At 67.4% G+C, this 21,397-nt stretch carries 16 protein-coding genes; 11 read left to right on the top strand and 5 right to left on the bottom strand.

The window, feature by feature from the left end:
• Position 1: 1 nt before the first annotated feature.
• Positions 2–1,663, bottom strand: coding sequence for an alpha-amylase family glycosyl hydrolase (locus tag ACSFB7_RS09570; RefSeq protein WP_435469347.1), 1,662 nt, complete (start codon positions 1,661–1,663; stop codon positions 2–4).
• Between the two features lie 134 nt (positions 1,664–1,797).
• On the opposite strand from ACSFB7_RS09570, the gene ACSFB7_RS09565 reads away from it, so the two are divergent.
• Genes ACSFB7_RS09565 through ACSFB7_RS09555 form a run of 3 tightly spaced genes read left to right on the top strand, consistent with a single transcriptional unit; the run spans position 1,798 to position 4,369 of the window.
• Positions 1,798–3,249: a SidA/IucD/PvdA family monooxygenase gene (locus tag ACSFB7_RS09565; protein ID WP_435469346.1), complete on the top strand. Its 1,452-nt coding sequence runs from the start codon at positions 1,798–1,800 to the stop codon at positions 3,247–3,249.
• 5 nt (positions 3,250–3,254) lie between these two features.
• Positions 3,255–3,776, top strand: coding sequence for a CMD domain-containing protein (locus ACSFB7_RS09560; RefSeq protein WP_435469344.1), 522 nt, complete (start codon positions 3,255–3,257; stop codon positions 3,774–3,776).
• Positions 3,773–4,369 carry a peroxidase-related enzyme gene (locus tag ACSFB7_RS09555; protein WP_435469342.1) on the top strand — a complete coding sequence of 199 codons (597 nt, stop codon included), beginning with the start codon at positions 3,773–3,775 and terminating at the stop codon, positions 4,367–4,369. Before ACSFB7_RS09560 ends, ACSFB7_RS09555 begins: the two co-directional genes overlap by 4 nt.
• Here the strand turns inward: ACSFB7_RS09555 and ACSFB7_RS09550 are convergent, their stop codons facing one another.
• Positions 4,370–5,449 (bottom strand): NAD/NADP octopine/nopaline dehydrogenase family protein, encoded by a 1,080-nt coding sequence (locus ACSFB7_RS09550; RefSeq protein ID WP_435469341.1) that lies wholly within the window; start codon positions 5,447–5,449, stop codon positions 4,370–4,372.
• Positions 5,442–6,416 carry a Bug family tripartite tricarboxylate transporter substrate binding protein gene (locus ACSFB7_RS09545; protein WP_394484512.1) on the bottom strand — a complete coding sequence of 325 codons (975 nt, stop codon included), beginning with the start codon at positions 6,414–6,416 and terminating at the stop codon, positions 5,442–5,444. Before ACSFB7_RS09545 ends, ACSFB7_RS09550 begins: the two co-directional genes overlap by 8 nt.
• Positions 6,417–6,575: 159 nt before the next feature.
• Between ACSFB7_RS09545 and leuS the strand changes: the two genes are divergently transcribed.
• From leuS to gshB, 8 genes are all read left to right on the top strand, one after another.
• Positions 6,576–9,206 (top strand): leucine--tRNA ligase, encoded by a 2,631-nt coding sequence (gene leuS / locus ACSFB7_RS09540; RefSeq protein WP_435469340.1) that lies wholly within the window; start codon positions 6,576–6,578, stop codon positions 9,204–9,206.
• 11 nt (positions 9,207–9,217) lie between these two features.
• Positions 9,218–9,739, top strand: a complete 522-nt coding sequence (locus ACSFB7_RS09535; RefSeq protein WP_435469339.1) for an LPS-assembly lipoprotein LptE — start codon at positions 9,218–9,220, stop codon at positions 9,737–9,739.
• Positions 9,740–9,759: 20 nt separating this feature from the next.
• Positions 9,760–10,833 (top strand): DNA polymerase III subunit delta, encoded by a 1,074-nt coding sequence (gene holA, locus ACSFB7_RS09530; RefSeq protein WP_435469338.1) that lies wholly within the window; start codon positions 9,760–9,762, stop codon positions 10,831–10,833.
• A 69-nt stretch (positions 10,834–10,902) separates the two neighbouring features.
• Positions 10,903–12,195 (top strand): glutamate-5-semialdehyde dehydrogenase, encoded by a 1,293-nt coding sequence (locus ACSFB7_RS09525; protein WP_435469337.1) that lies wholly within the window; start codon positions 10,903–10,905, stop codon positions 12,193–12,195.
• Positions 12,196–12,287: 92 nt separating this feature from the next.
• The gene (gene gshA / locus ACSFB7_RS09520) at positions 12,288–13,604 is read left to right on the top strand and encodes a glutamate--cysteine ligase (RefSeq protein ID WP_435469335.1); all 1,317 of its coding nucleotides are present in this window, start codon (positions 12,288–12,290) and stop codon (positions 13,602–13,604) included.
• A gap of 165 nt (positions 13,605–13,769) precedes the next feature.
• Positions 13,770–15,638, top strand: coding sequence for a potassium transporter Kup (locus tag ACSFB7_RS09515; RefSeq protein ID WP_435469333.1), 1,869 nt, complete (start codon positions 13,770–13,772; stop codon positions 15,636–15,638).
• 21 nt (positions 15,639–15,659) lie between these two features.
• Positions 15,660–16,931, top strand: coding sequence for a benzoate/H(+) symporter BenE family transporter (locus ACSFB7_RS09510; RefSeq protein WP_435469331.1), 1,272 nt, complete (start codon positions 15,660–15,662; stop codon positions 16,929–16,931).
• Positions 16,931–17,884, top strand: a complete 954-nt coding sequence (gene gshB, locus ACSFB7_RS09505) for a glutathione synthase (protein ID WP_435469329.1) — start codon at positions 16,931–16,933, stop codon at positions 17,882–17,884. Before ACSFB7_RS09510 ends, gshB begins: the two co-directional genes overlap by 1 nt.
• Here gshB and ACSFB7_RS09500 read toward each other — a convergent pair.
• Together ACSFB7_RS09500 and ACSFB7_RS09495 are read right to left on the bottom strand one after the other, a co-directional pair.
• Positions 17,847–19,148 (bottom strand): PepSY-associated TM helix domain-containing protein, encoded by a 1,302-nt coding sequence (locus ACSFB7_RS09500; RefSeq protein WP_435469327.1) that lies wholly within the window; start codon positions 19,146–19,148, stop codon positions 17,847–17,849. The genes gshB and ACSFB7_RS09500 overlap by 38 nt on opposite strands.
• The gene (locus ACSFB7_RS09495; protein ID WP_435469325.1) at positions 19,148–21,355 is read right to left on the bottom strand and encodes a TonB-dependent receptor; all 2,208 of its coding nucleotides are present in this window, start codon (positions 21,353–21,355) and stop codon (positions 19,148–19,150) included. Before ACSFB7_RS09495 ends, ACSFB7_RS09500 begins: the two co-directional genes overlap by 1 nt.
• Between the last annotated feature and the right edge of the window lie 42 nt (positions 21,356–21,397).

The following is a 21,397-nucleotide window of genomic DNA, read 5'->3' as shown; positions in this document are numbered from 1 at the left end:
ATCAGACTTGTCCTTCGCCGGCAGGTTCACCGAGAAAGACGCCATACGGCGCCAGCACCAGCATGCGCCTTTCGCTTTCCGCCTGCACTGTGGTGGTTGATGCGAGCGGTTGGCCGGCGAGCGGCACCAGCCCATCGGGCAGGGGCATCGTCACCGGCTCGCTCCCCAGGTTGAAGATCGCCTGCAGCAACCGGGCGCCGTCGCGCCGCTCGAACCACAGCAGCGGCTCGGGCGCGTCGAAGAAAACGATGCCGCCCGTGCGCAGCAGCGGCTGCGTGCGGCGCCAGTGCAGCAGCGCCTGGCTGAAGGCCAGCATCGAAGCGGCATCGCCGGCCTGTCGCTCGACCGCCAGCGGCAGGTGCGGGCCGAACACCGGCAGCCACGGCGTGCCGGTGGTGAAGCCGCCGCTGGGCGCATCCGTTGTCCAGGGCATCGGCGTGCGGCAACCGTCGCGGCCCTTGAACTCGGGCCAGAAGGCGCGGCCATAGGGGTCTTGCAGCAGCTCGAACGGCACCTCGGCTTCGGGCAGGCCCAGCTCTTCGCCCTGGTAGATGCTGGCGCTGCCGCGCAGCGTGAGCAGCAGCGCGAGCCAGAGACGGTCGCGCCGCGTATCGGCCGGCTCGCCGTCGCTCCATCGCGTGGCGACGCGCGGCACGTCGTGGTTCGACACCGCCCAGCAACCCCAGCCGTCGGTGGCCTTCAGGGCATGGTCGAGCGCCTCGACCTGATGGCGAATGTGCTTGGCGCTGTGATCGGCCGTCAGCAGGCTGAAGCTGTAGGCCAGATGCAGGCGCTTGCCGCGCGCCGTGTACTGCGCCATGACGGGCGGCGCGTTCTCGTCGCCGACCTCGCCCAGCGCCACCGCACCGAACCCGTCGAGCAACTGGCGCAGGCGTTCGAGAAACAGCAGGTTCTCGGGCTGGCTCTTGTCATGCAGGTGCTGCTGCATCGCATACGGGTTGTCGACGCGCACCGTGCTGACCTCGCCCTGCGATTCGACCGAGGCCGACGGGTTGTCGCGCAGCAGTGCGTCGTGGAACTGGTGGTTGCAGGCGTCGAAGCGAAAGCCGTCCACGCCGCGCTCGCACCAGAAGCGCACTTCGCCCAGCAGCGCGTCCTGCACGGCGGGGCAGTGGAAGTTGAGATCGGGCTGCTCGGTGAGAAAACTGTGCAGGTAGTACTGCCGCCGGCGCGAATCCCATTGCCAGGCCGAGCCGCCGAACACCGACAGCCAGTTGCTGGGCGGCGTGCCGTCCGGCTTGGGGTCGGCCCACACGTACCAGTCGGCCTTGGGGTTGTCGCGGCTCGCGCGGCTTTCGACGAACCACGCGTGCTGGTCGGAGGTGTGCGACAGCACCTGGTCGATGATGAGCTTCAGCCCCAGCGCATGCATGCGCGCCAGCATCGCGTCGAAGTCGGCCAGCGTGCCGAACATCGGGTCGACCGCGCGGTAGTCGGCCACGTCGTAGCCGAAGTCCTTCATGGGCGAGCGGAAGAAGGGCGAAACCCAGATCGCATCGACCCCGAGGCTGGCCACATGGTCGAGCCGGGCGGTGATGCCGGGCAGGTCGCCGATGCCGTCGCCGTTGCTGTCCATGAAGCTGCGCGGATAGATCTGGTAGATCACCGCGCCACGCCACCATTCGCTGTTGCTGCTGCTCATGCTCATGCCTACCCCTGTGGTCGGAATTCATTGTGGCATGCGAGATTCGGGCCAGTGGTACGCCCTTGCAGGCGCACACGCGGCCTGACGACCCGCGAAGCTTTCTACACTGGGCGCCGTTTCCGCTTTTCAAAATGACATCAGATTCCGCTTCTTCCCTCGCCGTGCTCGAAGCGCGGCTCGCCCAGGACCTCGAATACCTCGGCTTTCCCGGCCGCCAATGGATGCCCGCGCGGCAGATCGCTGGCGAGGCGGTGCTGGACGTGGTCGTCATCGGTGGCGGGCAGGCCGGGCTGGCTGCTTCGGTCGCGCTGGCGCAGCAGGGCATCCGTGCCGTGGTGTTCGACCGTTCGCCCGCCGGCAACGAAGGGCCGTGGGCGACCACGGCGCGCATGGAGACGTTGCGCTCGCCCAAGGAGCTGACCGGCCCGGCGCTGGGCCTGCCGGCGCTGACCTTCCGCGCCTGGTTCGAGGCCCAGTTCGGCCTCGAAGCCTGGACGGCCATGGACAAGATCCCGCGCCTGCAGTGGATGGACTACCTGGTCTGGTATCGCCGCGTGATGGGCGTGGACGTGCGCAACGACACCACCGTCACCGGTATTCATCCGCTGCCAGATGCGACGGCCGTTCGCCTCGACCTGCGCACGCCGGAAGGCTCGCGCAGCGTTCTCGCGCGCCGTGTCGTGCTTGCCACTGGCCGCGACGGTCTCGGCGGCCCGGCCATCCCCGCTTTCGTGAATGCCCTGCCGCGCTCGAAGTGGGCGCATTCCTCCGACGAGATGGACTACGGCCAGCTGCGCGGCCTGCGCGTGGGCGTGGTCGGCGCGGGCTCCTCGGCCATGGACAGCGCGGGCACCGCACTGGAAGCCGGCGCGCACAGCGTCGAGCTGCTGATCCGCCGGCCCGACCTGCCGCGCGTCAACAAGGGCAAGGGCGCCGGCGTGCCGGGGCTCACGCAGGGGCACTACGACCTGCCCGATGAACTGAAGTGGCGCATCCGCCACTACATCAACGTGGCGAACGTGCCGCCACCGCACGGCAGCACGCTGCGGGTGTCGGGGCATCCGAACGCCTTCTTCAACTTCGGCTGCCCGATCCTTTCGATCGCGCCCGAAGGCGAGGCCATGCGCGTGTCGACGCCCAAGGGCGACTTCGTGTTCGACTTCCTGATCGTCTCGACCGGCTTCAAGGTCGATTGGGCCCATCGCCCCGAGTTCGACGGCATCGCCTCCCACGTTCGGACCTGGAAAGACCGCTTCGTGCCCGCCCCCGGCGACGAAGACCAGGAGCTGGCCGACTCGCCCGACCTCGGGCCGGTCTTCGAATTCCAGCAGCGCGTTGCGGGCGCGTGCCCGGGGCTGGGCCGCATCCATTGCTTCTGCTATCCGGCGGCGCTGTCGCACGGCACGGTATCGGGCGACATTCCCGCGATCAGCGAAGGCGCCAAGCGGCTCGCAAGCGGCATCGCCAGCCTGTTCTACCGCGAAGACTTCGACCACCACTTCGCCAATCTCGAGGCCTACAGCGAGCCGGAACTGTTCGGCGACGAATGGTTGCCCGCGCTGCCGCCGTCCGAACGAAACTGAACTTCATGACAAACACCACCGATTCATCTCTCGCCGTCGACGTGATCGACGCCGCCGTGCCGCTGACGCCGGCGCAATCCACCTGGGCGCTGCGCCGGCAGCGCGACAAGGTCGTCGCCGCAACGCAGGGCAGCTATGACGCGATGTTCGCTTCGACGGTCGAAGGCCTGTCGGTCGCCGAGCGCCTGCTGGTCGCGTTGCACGCCTGCCGCGTGTCGAAGGCCGGCAACCTGGCCGCGCACTACCGCGAACGGCTCGTGGCAGAGGGCGCGGACGGCGCCGTGATTGCCGCCGTCGAAAGCGGCAAGCCGGTGGCGGATGCACGCCTTGGCGCGGTGCTGGCCTTCACCGGCAAGCTGATCGAACGCCCCATCGAAGGAGACAGGGCGGCGGTCCAGTCGCTCGCCGACGGCGGCCTGTCGACGCCTGCCATCGTGGCGCTGAGCCAGCTCATCGCGTTCCTGTCGTACCAGATCCGCGTCGCCGCGGGCCTGCAGGCGCTGGCAGCGGTGGAGGTGCCAGCATGACGCTCCCGATCCGCATCAAGGGCTTCACCAACGAGGTGCTGACATGGAAGCCGTGGCTGGCCACGGTGAACGTCGACACCGCCACGCCGGCCCAGTTGGCGGCGCTGGACGAGATGAGCCCGCAGGCGCGCACCTCGCCGTACTTCCTGGTGCTTGCGCACCAGCCCGAAATCTTGCTGCAGCGCTCGATTGCCTTCAACGCGATCATGTTCGCGCCGGGCGGCATGCCGCGCGCGGAGCGCGAGCTGGGCGCGACGGTGGAATCGCGCGTCAACGGCTGCGTGTATTGCGCCTCGGTGCATGCGCAGCGCTTCGAGCAACTGGCCAAGCGCAACGACGTGATTTCCCAGGTGTTCGAGGAGCCGACGTCCGCCGGCACCTCGCCGCGCGAGAAGGCCATCGTCGCGTTCTCGGTCAAGCTGGGGGCTGAGCCGGACCAGGTGTCGGCCGAAGACATCCGCGAATTGAAGGAGGTCGGGCTGAGCGAGCTGGAAATTCTCGACCTGATCCATTCGGTGGCGCTGTTCGCCTGGGCCAACCGGCTGATGCTCAACCTCGGCGAGCCGGTCTTCCCGGCGGACGCCGCGCCGTAGCTACAGCCGACCGAGCAGCCCGGCGACGGTTTCGTTCGCCAGGCCCAGCGGGGCCAGCAGGTCGTTCTCGCGCCGGAAGTCGATGCCGTTGACCAGCGAGGCGGCGTCAACGATGGTGCGCGTGGCGGGCGTCGACACGCCGGCGATGGCGCCCAGCGCCTCGATGAACACGAGGCCGTAAGGCATGTCCTCCGTCACGTAGCGGGTGTCGGTGTCGACGGGTCCGGGCGGGCCGCCGCGCTTGGCATGCAGCTCGGCCGCGATGTCTTCGAGCCGCGCGGATGCGGTGCCGAAGGAGCGCGCGAAGTGTTCCTCGATGGGGCCGACCTCGATGCCGAAGGCCCGGGCGACGGCGCGCCGTTCCTGGTCCAGCGCCTCGATCGCACGGGACACGCCCGGCGTCATGCAGTGGTACTGCGGCCAGTTTTCGGCACGCTCGATGCGCGTCCAGTTGAAGACCGCGAGCGGGCCGTGCGATTGCGGGTTGACGTTGGCCAGGGCGCTGGCGAGCGCGCTGTCCTGCGCGAAGAAGCCGTCGCCGAACAGCTCGGTGCACAGCTCAACGGCCTGCGCAACGTGCGCGCCCGGAAGGGCTGACACCCCCACGGCCTTGCGCCGCGTCATGACCTTGACCTGCGTGCCGGATGCGCGGCGCGCGGTCAGCACGGTCGTGCCGAAGCTGGCGACGGTCAGTTGCTTGCCGGCGCGCCGGGCGCTTTCGTAAAGATAGAGCGATGAAAGCGATGCCATCGAGCTGACGATGACCGTCTGCCCGTCGCGAATGAAGGGCAGCAGCGCATCCATCACATGCCGGTGGCCGTTGACGGGCAGGGCGAGCAGCAGCACGTCGGACGCGCGGCACAACTGCGCCGGGTCGTCGGCCACTTCGACCGTCACGCTGCAGGGCTGGACGCCGTTGGCTTCCAGTGCCTGCGTGCGCAGGGCCTCGGCGCCCTGGCCGCCCGGCGACCAGAGCGTGACGGCGTGGCCCGCGTGGCGCAGCCAGGCCGCACTGGCCAGCGCGATGGCGCCGGTGCCCGCGATGCCGACCCGGTGAATCTTCTTCGTGGTCTCAGTCAACTTTGATGCTGCCTTGCTTGATCACCTTGGCCCAACGCTGGCTGTCCTCGGTGATCACCTTGCCCAGCGCTGCCGCATTGCCGCAGGTATTGACCGCGCCCAGTTGCGCAAAGCGCTGTTTCGTTTCCGGCAGGTTGCACACCTCGACCAGCGCGGCCGAGAGCTTCTCGACACTCGCGGCCGGCATGCGCGCGGGCGCCATCACACCGACCCAGACCGGCACTTCCATGCCCGGCAGGCCGGTCGCTTCGCCGACCGTCGGGGCCGTGCCCATGCTGGGCAGCGCCACGCGGGAGAAGGTGCCGAGCACGCGCGCCTTGCCGCTGACCACCATCGGCTCGATCGACGCCACGCTGGTGACGATCAGCGCCACCTGTCCGCCGAGCAGGTCGGTCAGCGCCGGCGCGGCGCCGCGGTAGGGCACGTGCAGCAGGTTCACGCCGCTCGCCTGGGCCAGCAGCGCGCCCGTCAGGTGCGAGACGGTGCCGTTGCCGGTCGAGGCGTAGGTCACCTGACCCGGCTTGGCCTTGGCGTCGCGCAGCACGTCGGCCAGCGTCTTGTAGGGGCTTTCGGTGCGCACGGACACCGTCATGGGCGTGTCGCCGACCAGGGCCACGGGCACCAGGTCGTGCACCGGGTCGTAGGGCAGCTTGGCCTGCAGATGGGGCGCGATGGTGATGGCGCCGCCCGTGGCCAGCAGCACGGTGGCCCCGTCGGTCGCCTTGGCCACCGCGTCGGCGGCCACGATGCCGCCGGCGCCGGCCTTGTTGTCGATGATCACGGGCGCACCGAGCTTGTCGGTGAGCTTGGCGCCCAGGTAACGGGCGATCACGTCCTGCGCGCCGCCCGAGGCGAAGGGCACGACGATGCGCAGGGGCTTGTCGTTGTGCTGGGCCCACAGGGGCGTGGCGGCGAGGCCGGCGGCGGCCGCAAGGCCCAGGGCGAGGTGTTTCAGGCGCAGTTTCATGGCGTTCCAGGCGGTGCGAAAACCTGCCCAAGGGCAAGCGGTTACCCGCGCAACATGCAGGTTACGTGCCCCGAGTCTAGGGTCGGCGGGCCGGGGCTTCGCCCGGGCGCGATAATCCGCCTTCCCCGGCCGCCCCGCGCCGGGCCTTGCCGAGCCGACATGAACCCCAGCTACAAACCCAGCGACGTCGAGTCCGCTGCCCAGGCGCAATGGAGCGCCGCCGATGCCTACCGCGTCACCGAAGACGCGAGCCGCAAGAAGTACTACGCCTGCTCGATGCTGCCGTACCCCAGCGGCAAGCTGCACATGGGCCATGTGCGCAACTACACGATCAACGACATGCTCACGCGCTACCTGCGCATGAGCGGCTACAACGTGCTGATGCCCATGGGCTGGGACGCCTTCGGCCTGCCGGCCGAGAACGCGGCGCTCAAGAACGGCGTTCCTCCCGCCAAGTGGACCTACGAGAACATCGCCTACATGAAGGGCCAGCTCCAGGCCATGGGCCTGGCCATCGACTGGAGCCGCGAGATTGCCACCTGCGATCCGAGCTACTACAAGTGGAACCAGTGGCTGTTCCTGAAGATGCTCGAAAAGGGCATTGCCTACCGCAAGACCCAGGTCGTGAACTGGGACCCGGTCGACCAGACCGTGCTGGCCAACGAGCAGGTGATCGACGGCAAGGGCTGGCGCACCGGTGCCACGGTCGAGCGCCGCGAGATCCCGGGCTACTACCTGAAGATCAGCGACTACGCCGAAGAACTGCTCGAGCACACGCAGCACAAGCTGCCGGGCTGGCCCGAGCGCGTGAAGCTGATGCAGGAAAACTGGATCGGCAAGAGCGAAGGCCTGCGCTTCGCCTTCACGCATGACATCAAGGATGCGAACGGCAAGCCGATCCAGGACGGCCGCATGTACGTGTTCACCACGCGTGCCGACACCATCATGGGCGTGACCTTCTGCGCCGTGGCCCCCGAGCATCCGCTGGCCGCGCATGCCGCCACGCGCGACCCGAAGGTCGCGGCCTTCATCGAGGAGTGCAAGAACGGCGGCACCACCGAAGCCGAACTCGCCACGCAAGAGAAGAAGGGCGTGCCCACCGGCCTGACCGTGACGCACCCGATCACCGAGGAACAGGTGCCGGTGTGGGTCGGCAACTACGTGCTGATCGGCTACGGCGACGGCGCCGTGATGGGCGTGCCCGCGCACGACGAGCGCGACTTCGCCTTCGCCAACAAGTACGGCATCGAGATCATCCAGGTCGTGCTGGTCGACGACGAGCCGCACTTCGACTATCACAAGTGGCAGGACTGGTACGGCGACAAGCAGCGCGGCGTGACCATCAACTCCGACAACTTCAGCGGCATGACCTACAAGGAGGCCGTGGCCGCCGTGGCGCATGCGCTGGGCCAGAAGGGCCTGGGCGAGCTGCAGACCACCTGGCGCCTGCGCGACTGGGGCGTGAGCCGCCAGCGCTACTGGGGCACGCCGATCCCGATCATCCATTGCGATGAACACGGCGCGGTGCCGGTGCCCGAGAAAGACCTGCCGGTGGTGCTGCCCACCGACTGCGTGCCCGATGGCTCGGGCAATCCGCTGCACAAGCACGAAGGCTTCCACGCCGGCGTCGTCTGCCCCGTCTGCGGCAAGCCCGCGCGGCGCGAGACCGACACCATGGACACCTTCGTGGATTCGTCGTGGTACTTCATGCGCTACTGCGACCCGAAGAACGACGAAGCCATGGTGGCCGGCGGCGCCGACTACTGGATGCCGATGGACCAGTACATCGGCGGCATCGAGCACGCCATCCTGCATCTGCTGTACGCGCGCTTCTGGACCAAGGTGATGCGCGACCTGGGCCTCGTGAAGGCCGACGAGCCCTTCAGCAAGCTGCTGACGCAGGGCATGGTGCTCAACCACATCTTCTACAACCGGGGCGAAAAGGGCGGCAAGAACTTCTTTCCACCGTTGGAAGTAACGCCGGTGGTTGATGCACAGGGCCGCATCACTGGCGGTACCTTGGCCGACGGCACGAAGCTGGAATACGGCGGCGTTGGCAAGATGGGCAAGACGGAACGAAACGGCGTCGACCCGCAAGACCTGATCGAGAAGTACGGCGCCGACACCGCGCGCCTGTACACCATGTTCACCGCGCCGCCCGAAGCCACGCTCGAGTGGAACGACGCGGCCGTCGAGGGCAGCTACCGCTTCCTGCGCCGGGTGTGGAATTTCGGCGCGGCGCAGGCGGACGTGCAGCCCGTGGCGGCCGGCGGCCAGACCTTCGGCAAGCCCGCCCAGGCGCTGCGCCGCGAGGTGCACACGGTGCTGCGCCAGGTCGACTACGACTACCAGCGCATGCAATACAACACGGTGGTGTCGGGCGCGATGAAGCTGCTCAACGCGCTCGAAGGCTTCAAGCCCGACGGCAGCGCTGGCGACGCGGCCGCGCTGCGCGAAGGCTTCGGCATCCTGCTGCGCTGCCTGTACCCGGCGACGCCGCACATCGCCCAGCAGCTGTGGAACGAACTCGGCTACGACAAGACCTTCGGCGGCCTGCTCGATGCACCCTGGCCGACGGTCGACGTCGGTGCGCTCCAGCAGGACGAGATCGAGTTGATGCTGCAGGTCAACGGCAAGCTGCGCGGCAAGCTGCTGGTGCCCGCCGGCGCCTCCAAGGACGAGATCGAGAAGCTGGCGCTCGCCTGCGACGACTTCGTCAATTTCGCCGAAGGCGCGCCGCCCAAGCGCGTGATCGTGGTTCCCGGCCGTCTGGTCAACGTGGTCCTTTGAACGACTCAAGCATGAACACACGCAATGTCTCGCTGCCGCGCCGCGGCTTTCTCCTCGGCCTCACGGTAGCGGGTGCCTCCCTGGGCCTGGCCGGCTGCGGCTTCGAGCTGCGCAAGGCGCCGGTCTTCGCGTTCAAGACGCTGTCGTTGACGGGCAACACGGCCATGATCAACCAGCTTCGGCGCGAGTTCCGGGCCACGGGCACCGTGACGCTGGTGACGCCCGAGGAAGCCAAGACGGCCGATGCGGTGCTTGAGATCCTCGGTGAAGACCGCGACCGCCTGATCATCTCGACCAATTCGCAGGGACAGTTGCGCGAGCTGCAACTGCGCCTGCGCGTTCGCTTCCGGCTGCACACGCCGGGCGGCAAGGACCTGCTTGCAGCCTCCGAGGTCTCGCAGACGCGCGACCTGAGCTACAACGAAACCAATGCGCTGGCCAAGGAAGGCGAAGCCGACCTGCTGTTCCGCGACATGCAGGCCGACATCGCCCAGCAGGTGATGCGCCGCCTGGCGGCCGTGAAAGAACTCTAGGCCACGGCCTTCGCGATTCCATGCAACTTGCCAGTGCCCAACTCGGTGCCCACCTGCAGAAGGGCCTGAAGCCGCTCTACACGATCCACGGCGACGAGCCCCTGCTCGCGCAGGAAGCGGCCGATGCCATTCGCGCCGCCGCGCGCACGCAGGGCTACACCGAGCGCAGCTCGTACACCGTGGCCGGCGCGCATTTCGACTGGAGCGCGGTGCTCGCGGCCGGCGGCTCGCTCTCGCTGTTCGCCGACAAGCAGATCGTCGAGATCCGCATTCCCTCGGGCAAGCCCGGCAAGGACGGCAGCACCGCGCTGCAGCAACTGGCCGAAGGCGCGCCCGGTAACGACAGCACGCTCACGCTGGTGATGCTGCCGCGCCTGGACAAGGCCACCCGCACTGGTGCCTGGTTCTCGGCGCTCGAGAACAACGGCGTGAGCATCCAGGTCGACCCGATCGAGCGCGCGGCGCTGCCGCAATGGATCGCGCAGCGCCTCGGCTTGCAGGGCCAGCGCGTGATGCCCGGCGACGAAGGCCAGCGCACGCTGCAGTTTTTTGCCGACCGCGTCGAAGGCAACCTGCTGGCGGCGCACCAGGAAATCCAGAAACTCGCGCTGCTGCATCCGGCCGGCGAACTGAGCTGGGAGCAGGTCGAAGGCGCGGTCAACAACGTGGCGCGCTATGACGTCTTCAAGCTCTCCGAAGCCGTGCTCGCCGGCAACCCGCAGCGCGTGGCGCGCATGCTCGACGGCCTGCAGGCCGAGGGCGAGGCCGAAGTGCTGGTGCACTACACGATTGCCGAAGACATCCGCGCCTTGAAGCGTGTGAAAGACGCCATGGCTTCCGGCCGTCCGCTGCCGATGGCACTGCGCGAAAACCGCATCTGGGGCCCGCGCGAGCGCGCCTTCGAGCGCGTGCTGCCCCGCCTGGACGACCGCATGCTCACCCGATTGCTGCGCGCCGCGCACCTGGTGGACGGCATCTGCAAGGGATTGAAGCAGCCTGACTGGCCCGCCAGCGGTTGGCAGGCGTTGCAGCGGCTGGCGCTGATGCTGTGCCGCGCCTGCAGCAGCGCACCGGCCGGCGCGCGCCGCGCCTGATCCTGGTGGCTGGAGGCGCCAAAAAGCCTCTGTCAGCCGGGCCACGGGTCGGCGTGGGAAAATGCCGGCATGAACGCGTTTAACGTCAGCGAGCACATGCAAACCCTGGGTTTGCAAGCCAAAGCCGCTGCTTTCCTCATGGCCCGTGCGGATGCAGCTACCAAAAACATAGCATTGAAGGCGCTGGCCCGGCGCCTGCGCGACGCCGGCCCGGTGCTGTCCGTCGCCAATCAGAAAGACCTGGAGCGCGCCACCGCCGCCGGCCTCTCGGCACCGATGGTCGACCGGCTCAAGCTCACGCCCAAGGTCATCGAGACCGTTGCCCTCGGTTGCGAGCAGCTTGCCGGCATGGCCGACGTGATCGGCGAGATCATCGGCATGAAGCAGCAGCCCAGCGGCATCCGCGTGGGGCAGATGCGCGTGCCGATCGGCGTCTTCGGCATGATCTACGAGAGCCGCCCCAACGTGACCATCGAGGCTGCGAGCCTCGCGATCAAGAGCGGCAACGCGGCCATCCTGCGCGGCGGCTCGGAAGCCATCGAGTCGAACAAGGCGCTGGCGCTGCTGGTGTCCGAGGCCCTGGCCGAAGCCGGCCTGCCGATCGAGGCGGTGCAACTGGTGCAGACCACCGACCGCGAGGCCGTGGGCCAGCTCATCGCCATGCCCGAGTTCGTCGACGTGATCATTCCGCGCGGCGGCAAGGGCCTGATCGAGCGCATCAGCCGCGACGCCAAGGTGCCGGTCATCAAGCATCTTGATGGCAACTGCCACGTCTACGTGGACGACACGGCCGAGTTCGACATGGCGCTGCGCATCGTCGACAACGCCAAGACCCAGAAGTACAGCCCCTGCAACGCGGCCGAAGGCCTGTTGGTGTCGGCCACGGTGGCGGAAGACTTCCTGCCCGAGATCGCCGCCATCTTCGCGGCCAAGGGCGTGGAAATGCGCTGCGACCCGGCGGCCGCCGCCATCCTGCGCGCCGACGGTGCGCTCGATCCGAAGGCCCGGGTGGTCGATGCGCTCGAGTCCGACTGGTCCGAGGAATATCTCGCGGCGGTGATCAGCATCAAGGTCGTGGCCGGGGTCGATGAAGCCATTGCGCACATCAACCGCTATTCGAGCCACCACACCGACGCCATCGTCACGCGCGACCATGTGCATGCACAGCGCTTCCTGCGCGAGGTCGATTCGGCCAGCGTCATGGTCAATGCGAGCACACGCTTCGCCGATGGCTTCGAGTTCGGGCTGGGTGCTGAAATCGGCATCAGCACCGACAAGTTCCACGCGCGCGGCCCGGTCGGCATCGAAGGGCTGACGTCGCTGAAGTACGTGGTGCTCGGTCAAGGCGAAGTGCGGACCTGATGCGCGCCCCCTCGGTCTTGTCATTGGGGCGGCCACCCCCAAATCCTACAATTCCGCTCCACCTCTAAGTACAAATCCAAGAAGGCCGCCGCATGGTTCCGCATCTCGTCACTGCCCTGACCGGCCCGATCAACGAACTGGAGCAGCGGGTGCTCGACTCGATGCCGGCCATCGAGCGCTGGTTCCGGCTCGAATGGATGGAGCACACGCCGCCGTTCTACAGCGCCGTGGACATCCGCAATGCGGGCTTCAAGCTGGCGCCGGTCGACACCAACCTGTTTCCGGGCGGCTGGAACAACCTCACCAAGGAGATGCTGCCGCTGGCGGTGCAGGCCGCGCAGGCGGCCATCGAGAAGATCTGTCCGGAGGCGCGCAACCTGCTCGTCATTCCGGAAAATCACTCGAAGAACACCTTTTATCTCGCCAACGTCGCGCAACTGGTGCGCATCTTCCACATGGCGGGGCTCAATGTGCGCATTGGCTCGATCGATCCGGCGATCAAGTCGCCCAAGAAGATCGAGTTGCCCAACGGTGACACCGTGACGCTGGAGCCGGTGGTGCGCAGCAAGCGCCGTCTGGGGCTGAAGAACTTCGATCCCTGCACGATTCTCCTGAACAACGAGCTTTCCGCAGGAACGCCCGGCATCCTCGAGGATCTCCACGAGCAGTACCTGCTGCCGCCGCTGCATGCCGGCTGGTCAGTGCGCCGCAAGAGCAACCACCTGCACAGCTACGAAGAGCTGTCCAAGCGCTTCGGCAAGCTGCTGGGCATCGACCCCTGGCTCATCAACCCGATCTATGCGCGCGCCGAAGGCGTCGACGTGGCCGAGGGCCGCGGCATCGACGTGCTCACCAGCCATGTCGACGCGGTGCTGACCAAGGTGCGCCGCAAGTACAAGGAATACGGCATCAACGAGAAGCCCTTCGTGGTCGTCAAGGGCGGTCACAGCGGCAGCGGCAGCCCGGGCGTGATCACCGTGCGCGATGCCAAGGACGTCGAGACGCTGATCGGCAAGTCGCGCACCAGCACGTCTTCGGCCGCGAAGACCGGCGCCGGCAGGGACCTGCGCGAACCCACTGAGCTGATCGTGCAGGAGGGTGTGCTCACCAACGAGCGCGTGCACAACGGCGTGGCCGAGCCGGTCGTCTACATGATGGACCGCTACGTGGTCGGCGGCTTCTACCGCGTGCATGCCGAGCGCGCCGCCGACGAAAACCTCAAGCTGCCCGACGCCAGCTTCGTGCCGCTGGCTTTCTCCGAAAGCGCGCACATGCCGCAGCCCGGTGCCAAGCCCGGCGCCAGCGCGCCGAACCGCTTCTACATGTATGGCGTGGTCGGCCGGCTGGCCATGGTGGCGGCCAGCTACGAGATGGAAGCAACCGATCCGGACGCCGAAATCTACGAATGATTGAAGGGGCAGGTTGCGGCGGCGGCGCGCAACGGCAAAATAGCGGCCCCACATCAAAGGAAACAAAAGGGCGGAGGGGATGCGTGGCGGGCGACAGTCCGCCGCCGTAGGTCCCCGGCGTGTCTGACGCGTCGATCAAGCAGCCAGCCCTTTTCCATCGACTTCGTGTCAGCCCCCAAATCAATCTCAGCCGGCCTGATCGTCGGCGCCATCGGCGTTGTCTATGGCGACATCGGCACCAGCGTGCTGTATGCCGTCAAGGAAGTGTTCGGCCACGGTCACGTGCCGTTCACGGTCGAAAACGTCTACGGCATCCTGTCGATGTTCTTCTGGACATTGACCGTCATCGTCTCCATCAAGTACGTGGTGCTGGTGCTGCGGGCCGACAACGAAGGCGAGGGCGGCCTGGTCGCCATGCTCGCGCTGGCCTCGCGGGCCGTGGCCGACAAGCCCAGGCTGCGCCATCTGCTGCTGGTGGTCGGCATCTTCGGCACCTCGCTCTTCTATGGCGACGGGGTCATCACCCCGGCGATCTCGGTGCTGTCGGCGGTCGAGGGCCTGGAGGTGGTGTCGCCGCACTTCACGCACTACGTGATCCCGATCACCCTGGTCGTGCTGTTCTGCCTGTTCGCGGTGCAAAAGCGCGGCACCGCGGGCATCGGCAAATTCTTCGGGCCGATCACGCTGGCGTGGTTCGCAGCCATCGCGGTGCTGGGCGTGTGGCAGATCCTGCACCACCCTGAAATCATCAAGGCGCTGAACCCCTGGTATGCGCTGAGGTTCATCTGGAGCAACCCGGGGACGAGCTTCATCCTGCTCGGCGCCATGGTGCTGTGCGTGACCGGGGCCGAGGCGCTGTATGCCGACCTGGGCCACTTCGGCAAGCAACCGATCCGCATCGCGTGGTTCTCGGTCGTCATGCCGGCGCTGACGCTCAACTACCTCGGCCAGGGCGCGCTGCTGCTGGAGAACCCCGAGGCCGTGAAGAACCCCTTCTTCATGATGGCGCCCGAGTGGGCGCTCATACCGCTGGTGATGCTGGCCACCGCGTCCACGGTGATCGCGTCGCAGGCGCTCATCACCGGCGCGTTCAGCGTCACGCGGCAGGTCATCCAGCTGGGCTACCTGCCGCGCCTGAACATCGAGCACACCAGCGTGCGCACGGCGGGGCAGATCTACATTCCCTTGGTCAACTGGGGCCTGTTCGTGGCCATCGTGCTGGCGGTCGTGATGTTCCGCACCTCCAGCAGCCTGGCGGCGGCCTACGGCATCGCGGTGACCACCGACATGCTGATCACCACGATCCTGACCTTCTTCGTGATCCGCTACGCGTGGAAGCTGCCGCTGGCGCTGTGCATCGCATCGACCGCCGTCTTCTTCGTGGTCGACTTCCTGTTCTTCGCGTCGAACCTGCTCAAGCTGTTCGAGGGCGGCTGGTTCCCGCTGATGATCGGCGGCTTCGTGTTCACGCTGATGATCACCTGGAAGGAAGGCCGTCGCCTGATGGGAGAGGCGCAGCACGCCGATGCGATCGACCTGAAGTCCTTTCTTGCCTCGGTGTTCGTGAGCCCACCGGCGCGCGTCGACGGCACCGCCGTGTTTCTCACAGCCGAGCCGGGCACGGTGCCCAATGCACTGCTGCACAACCTGAAGCACAACAAGGTGCTGCACGAGCAGAACATGTTCGTCACCGTGCGCAACCACGAGGTACCGTGGATTCCGATGGACAAGCGCATCGAGATCGAGGCGCTCGGCCACCACTGCTGGCAGATCACGGTGCACTACGGCTTCAAGAACGACATCGACCTGCCGCGTGCGCTTGAACATGCGCGCATGCGCGGCTGCCAGCTCGAGCCGATGACGACCAGCTACTTCCTCTCGCGCGACGTCGTGATCCCGACGCTCGGCAGCGGCATGGCGCCGTGGCGCGAGAAGCTGTTCGCGCAGATGCACCACAACGCCAGCGGAGCGGCGGCGTTCCTGGGGTTGCCAAACAACGCGGTGGTTGAACTGGGCTCAAAAATCGAGATCTGAGGGCGGCGGCACAATCGCCCGATGTCGTTCTTCAAAGACCTGAGCCTTTCGGCTTTCACCGCGGGTTTCGTCGCCGTGCTCGTGGGCTTCACGAGTTCGGTGGCCATCGTGTTCCAGGCCGCGCAGGCCTTCGGCGCCACGCCGGAGATGGCGGCTTCGTGGATGTGGGCGCTGGGCATCGGCATGGGCCTGGCCTCGGCGTTGCCCTCGCTCTGGTGGAAGAAGCCCGTGATGATTGCCTGGAGCACGCCCGGCGCGGCGGTGCTGGCCGTTGCCGGCATGGGCTACGGCATGGGCGAGGCGGTCGGCGCCTTCATTGTGTGCGCGGTGCTGATCGTGCTTGCGGGCGCCACCGGCTGGTTCGAGCGGGTGATGAACAAGATCCCGATGGCGATTGCCTCCGCGCTGCTGGCCGGCGTGCTCGCCCGCTTCGGCATCTCGGCCTTCATCGCCGCGCAGACCGCGTTGCCGTTGGTGCTGCTGATGCTCGGCACCTACCTCGTCGCCAAGCGGCTCGTGCCGCGCTACGCGGTGCCGCTGACGCTGTTCGTGGCCATCGTCTTCGTGGCGGCGCGCGGCCAACTGGCGTGGTCTTCCGTGCACTTCTCGCTCACCTGGCCGGTGTTCACGATGCCGGTCTTCAGTTGGCAGGCCATCGTCAGCCTGTCGCTGCCACTCTTCGTCGTGACCATGGCCTCGCAGAACCTGCCCGGTGTGGCTGCGATCCGCGCGAGCGGGTACAGCGACCTGCCGGTCAGCAAGCTCATCACCATCAGCGGCCTTGCGACGCTGGTGCTCGCGCCTTTCGGTGCGTTCGCGCTGAACCTGAGCGCGATCACGGCCGCCATGTGCATGGGCCGCGAAGCCCATGAAGATCCGGCGCGGCGCTACACGGCGGCCGTGAGCTGCGGCGCCATCTACGTGGTGATTGGACTCTTTGGCGCGGCGGTCACGGGGCTGCTCACGGCGTTTCCGAAGGAATTGGTGGCGTGCATCGCGGGGCTGGCACTGCTGGGCACCATCGGCGGCGGGTTGGCTGCTGCGGTGCGCGACGAGCGGCACCGCGAGGCGGCGCTGATCACCTTCCTGGTCACGCTGTCCGGCGTCACGCTGGTGGGCATCGGCTCGGCGTTCTGGGGCGTGGTGGCCGGTGCCGTCGCGCTCGCCGTGCAGCAGATCGGACGCGCACCCCCAGCGGAAAAGGCCCCGGCCGGCAAGGACATCGCCGCTTCCGGCAACATCGCGCCAGACACACACGTGGCCGCCGTTCCCGGCGCCGGAAAGAACGCCTGATGAAAAACATCCTCTTCGTCGCCGACCCGCTCGATCATTTCAAGATCTACAAGGACACGACCTTCTCGATGATGCGCGAGGCGCAGCGTCGCGGCCACCGCATCGCGGCCTGCCTGCCGCAGGACATCCAGTGGAAGTCGGGCGGTGTGGTCACGGCCGTGGTGCAGCAGATCACGCTGACCGGCGACGCGAAGGACTGGTACACGGTGGATATCACCGAGTCGAAGGCGCTGAAGGACTTCGACGCGGTGCTGATGCGCAAGGACCCGCCCTTCGACGCCGAGTACATCTACTCGACGCACCTGCTGCAGCAAGCCGAGCGCGAGGGCGCACAGGTGGTCAATTCGCCGCGTGCGTTGCGCGACCATCCCGAGAAGCTCGCGATCATGGAGTTTCCGCAGTTCGTCACGCCCACCCTCGTCACGCGCAGCGCGCAGGCCGTGCGCGACTTTCATGTGGAGCACGGCGACATCATCCTGAAGCCGCTCGACGGCATGGGCGGCATGGGCATCTTCCGCGTGAAGCAGGACGCGCTGAACCTGGGTTCCATCGTCGAGACGCTCAACAAGGACGGCGCCGAAACCATCATGGTGCAGCGCTTCGTGCCCGAGGTCGTTCAGGGCGACAAGCGCATCCTGATCATCGCGGGCGAGCCGGCGCCTTTCGTGCTGGCGCGCATCCCGCAAGGCACCGAGGTGCGCGGCAATCTGGCCGCCGGCGGCAAGGGCGTGGCGCAGCCGCTGACCGCGCGCAACCGCGAGATCGCCGAGGCCATCGGCCAGGCGCTGGCGCCGCGTGGGCTGCTCCTGATCGGGCTCGACGTGATCGGCGACTCGGTCACCGAGATCAACGTGACCAGCCCGACCTGCTTTCAGGAAATCACCGAGCAGACAGGCTTCGACGTGCCGAAGATGTTCATCGACGCGCTGGAGAAAACCCTGCGTCCTGCCTGAGCCTGGAGGCCACCGCGCGGGCTTCGCGCTCGCGCCGGGCCTGCAGGCGCCGTGAGCGCAGCTTGCGCGCCCAGATGACGATGCCGGTGATCGACAGCATCGCCACCACCAGCCCCAGCGCCGACATCATGATGCGGCCCGGCATGCCCAGGATGCGCCCGCCGTGCAGCGGCAATTGCAGTTGCGCGAACACGTCGGCCGCCGTGCCGTGCCACGGGCGGTTGCTGCTGATGACGTGGCCGTCGCGCCCGTCGAGATAAAGGTTCGACAGGCCCATGCCGTCGCTGTCGTCGTGCGTGGCATGGTCGAAGAAAGAGACGTTGTAGAAGCCGCCGCGCGCGTTGTAGAACACGCCGCCCAGCGGCGTCGTCCAGCCGCGGCGCCGGGCTTCGGCATCGGCTTGCGCCACGATCTCGCGAAAGCCGATGGTGGGTTCGATGCGCGTGCCCAGCGGCGCGAGTGGCACCAGCGCCGACGGGCCCGGCGTGGTCTTCGACACCAGCGAGAGCACCGGGTGGAACACCTCCTTGTAGAGGTTCAGCGAGAACGAGGTGAAGGCGACCACGATGATCAGCCCCCAGATCCACAGCCCGCCCGCGCGGTGCAGGTCGAAGTTGAGCTTGTAGCCGCCGGCCGCCCAGCGCACGGTCCACGCCGGCTTCCAGCGCTGCCACCAGGCGGTCGCGGGCCGGTGCGCCGGGTGCACGGCCTTGCGCAGCCGCCGCGGCATCGTGAGGTAGAGCGCGACAAAACTGTCGAGCAGCCACACCAGCGCCACCGTGCCCATGATCCACCAGCCGATGCGGTCGGTGCCCCACATCGCGGGCACGTGCAGCATGTAGTGGAGCTTGCGCAGGAAGGGCATCAGCGTCTCGGGCCTGAGCGAGACGGCGGTCGAGTCGCGGCGACCGCGCACTTCGGCCGTGACCGGATCGACGAACACCTGGTTGTAGCCAAGCTTGAAAGGCTTGCCCGTGACCGGGTCGACGCGCGGCTGCACGAAGTAGCCGGCCGCGTGGCCTTCCTCGAAACCGAGCGGCAGGTACGCGACCCGCGCACGCGGGTCGTGCGCCTCGACCGCGGCGGCCAGCTCGAACGGGTCCTTGAAGGGGCCGCGGCTGTGCGTGTCGTAGAGCTTGCGGTTGAGCCAGCCGTCGATCTCGTGGTCCCACGAGATGACGGCGCCGGTCAGGCCCGAGACGATGAGGAACAGCGCGACCGCAAGTCCCGCCCAGCGGTGAACGGCGGTCGCGAAGGCGCGCATCAGAAGTCGATGGTGCCGCTCACTGCGAAGGTGCGCGGCGCGCCCATCACCAGGTAGTTGGAGCCCTGCGTGCCGCCCACCGAAGCCCAGTAAGACTTGTTGAACAGGTTGTCGATGCGCGCGCGCAGCGTGAGCGCTCGGCCGTTGCCCAGGTCGACCAGGTAGCGCGCGCCGATGTCGAAGCGCGTCCACCCCGGGATCTGCTGGGTGTTGGTGGCGTTGGCGTATTGCTTGGACGTGTACAGCAGGCGCGCATTCAGCGACAGGTTGCGCACGCCCGGCACGTCCCACTCGGCACCGAGGTTGGCCTGCTGCTTGGCCACGCCGATGGCGGTGAGGCCGTCGGTGGCGCCGCCTTGTGTGTTCTTCTGCTTGGCGTTCAGCAGCGTCAGGCCGCCGAGCAGGCGCAGGCCCTTCACAGGCTGGCCGAACACGGAGAACTCCAGACCCTGGTTGCGCTGCTTGCCGTAGAGGCCGTAGGTCTGGCCCGAGTACTGGTAGACCGGCTGGTCGGTGGTGAAGAACGCGGCGCTGGCGCCCAGCGTGCCGCCGTCGTACTTGACGCCGATTTCCTTCTGCTTGGCCTGGTAGGGGGCGAATACCTCGCCGGAATTGGTGACCGGGCGGTTGTTCACCGTGCCGGGCGCCACGTTGCCCTTGACGAGGGCTTCGATGTAGTTGGCGTAGACCGACACGGTCGGCGTGATCTTGAACACGACACCGGCCACCGGCGTGGTCTTGCTCTTGTCGTAGGCGCTCGTTTCCTTGATCGTGTTGTAGGCGAAGCTGGTCTGCTTGATGGTCTGGCGGCGCGCGCCGAGCGTGACCAGCAGGCGGTCTTCCATGAACGACATGGTGTCGGCGATGGCGATGCTCGAGGTGTCGATCTTGTCGGTCAGGCGCGGGTTGTCCAGCGTGTTGCCGGTGAAGTTGTTGGCGATCGGGTAGGCCGATGCGTAGGGGGCGTAGATGTTGTTGCGAATGCTGCCGCGCGAGATGGCGTAGGCGTTGTCGCGGTCGTTGCTGTACGTGGCCGCCGAGGCCACCACCGAATGCTTCACCGGGCCGGTGACGAAGTTGCCGCGCACGCCGATCTCGGCCGTGCCGATGCGGTCCTTGCGGGTGTTGCTGAAGCGCGTGTTGCTGGTGTTGCCGAACGCGTCGGTGAGGGTCGGGTTCGACAGCACGTTGTCTTCGTTGCTGCGGCGCACGCCGCCGGCGGCCCAGGCCGTGATGTTGTCGGTGATGTCGACCTCGCCGCGGAAGGTGGCGAACTTGTCCTTTTCCTTCGAGTAGGTCCAGGGCTGCGCGAAGTTGCTCTTGGCGTCGGGCGCGCGCGGGATCGGCAGCGTCGAGGAGGGCGTGAGGCTCGGGCGGCCGTCCTTCAGGTCGTAGTCCTGGTAGCCGAAGTCGGCCGACAGGCGCACGTTGCGGTTGTGCCAGTCGAGGCCGACAGCGAAGGCGCTGAGCTGCTGGCTTTCGTTCTTGACGCCCGTGCCGCCGTCGCGGCGCACGGCGTTCACGCGAACGCCCAGGCTGTCGTCAGGACCGAAGCGGCGTGCCAGGTCGAGGTTCACGAAGCCCTGGCCGCCGCTCTGCACGCCGAAGCCGACGCGGGTGAGCGGTTCGTTGGGCGCTCGCTTGGGCAGCAGGTTGATCGCGCCGCCGATGCCGCTGCCGCCGGGCGCGGCACCGTTCAGGAATGTGTTGGCGCCGCGGAACACTTCCACGCGCTCGAAGAATTCGGAGGCGATGTACTGGCGCGGCAGCATGCCGTAGAGGCCGTTGTACGCCACGTCGTCGGAGTACACGGGGAAGCCGCGCACCACATACAGCTCCTGGAAGTTGCCGAAGCCGCGCGCCTGGCGCACCGACGGATCGTTGAGCAGCACGTCGGCCACGCTCTTGGCCTGCTGGTCCTGGATCAACTCGTTGGTGTAGTTGGTGCTCGAGAACGGCGTGCTCATCATGTCCTGGTTGCCCAGGATCCCGACCCGCCCGCCGCGTGCCACCTGGCCGCCGGCGTAGGGCTTGGTCAGGCCTGCGGCCGATGCGTCGGCGCTGGCCTCGACGTTGATGGTGGCCAGGGTGCCGCTGGATGCGGCAGGCTCTGCAGCCGGGGTCTGCGCCATGGCGCCGAGAGTGTGCAGGGCAAGGAGCGAAGCCGCCACGGTCGGGCGAAGGCGAAGGGTGGAAACTGCGGGCATGAACGGTCCGGTAGGCTGCAAATGAGAACCGTTATTATTCTC

Origin of the sequence: Variovorax raffinosi, assembly GCF_051216615.1 — a bacterium.
In the GTDB taxonomy this organism is placed as follows: Bacteria; Pseudomonadota; Gammaproteobacteria; order Burkholderiales; family Burkholderiaceae_C; genus Variovorax.
This window is presented reverse-complemented; position numbering and strand designations above follow the sequence as displayed.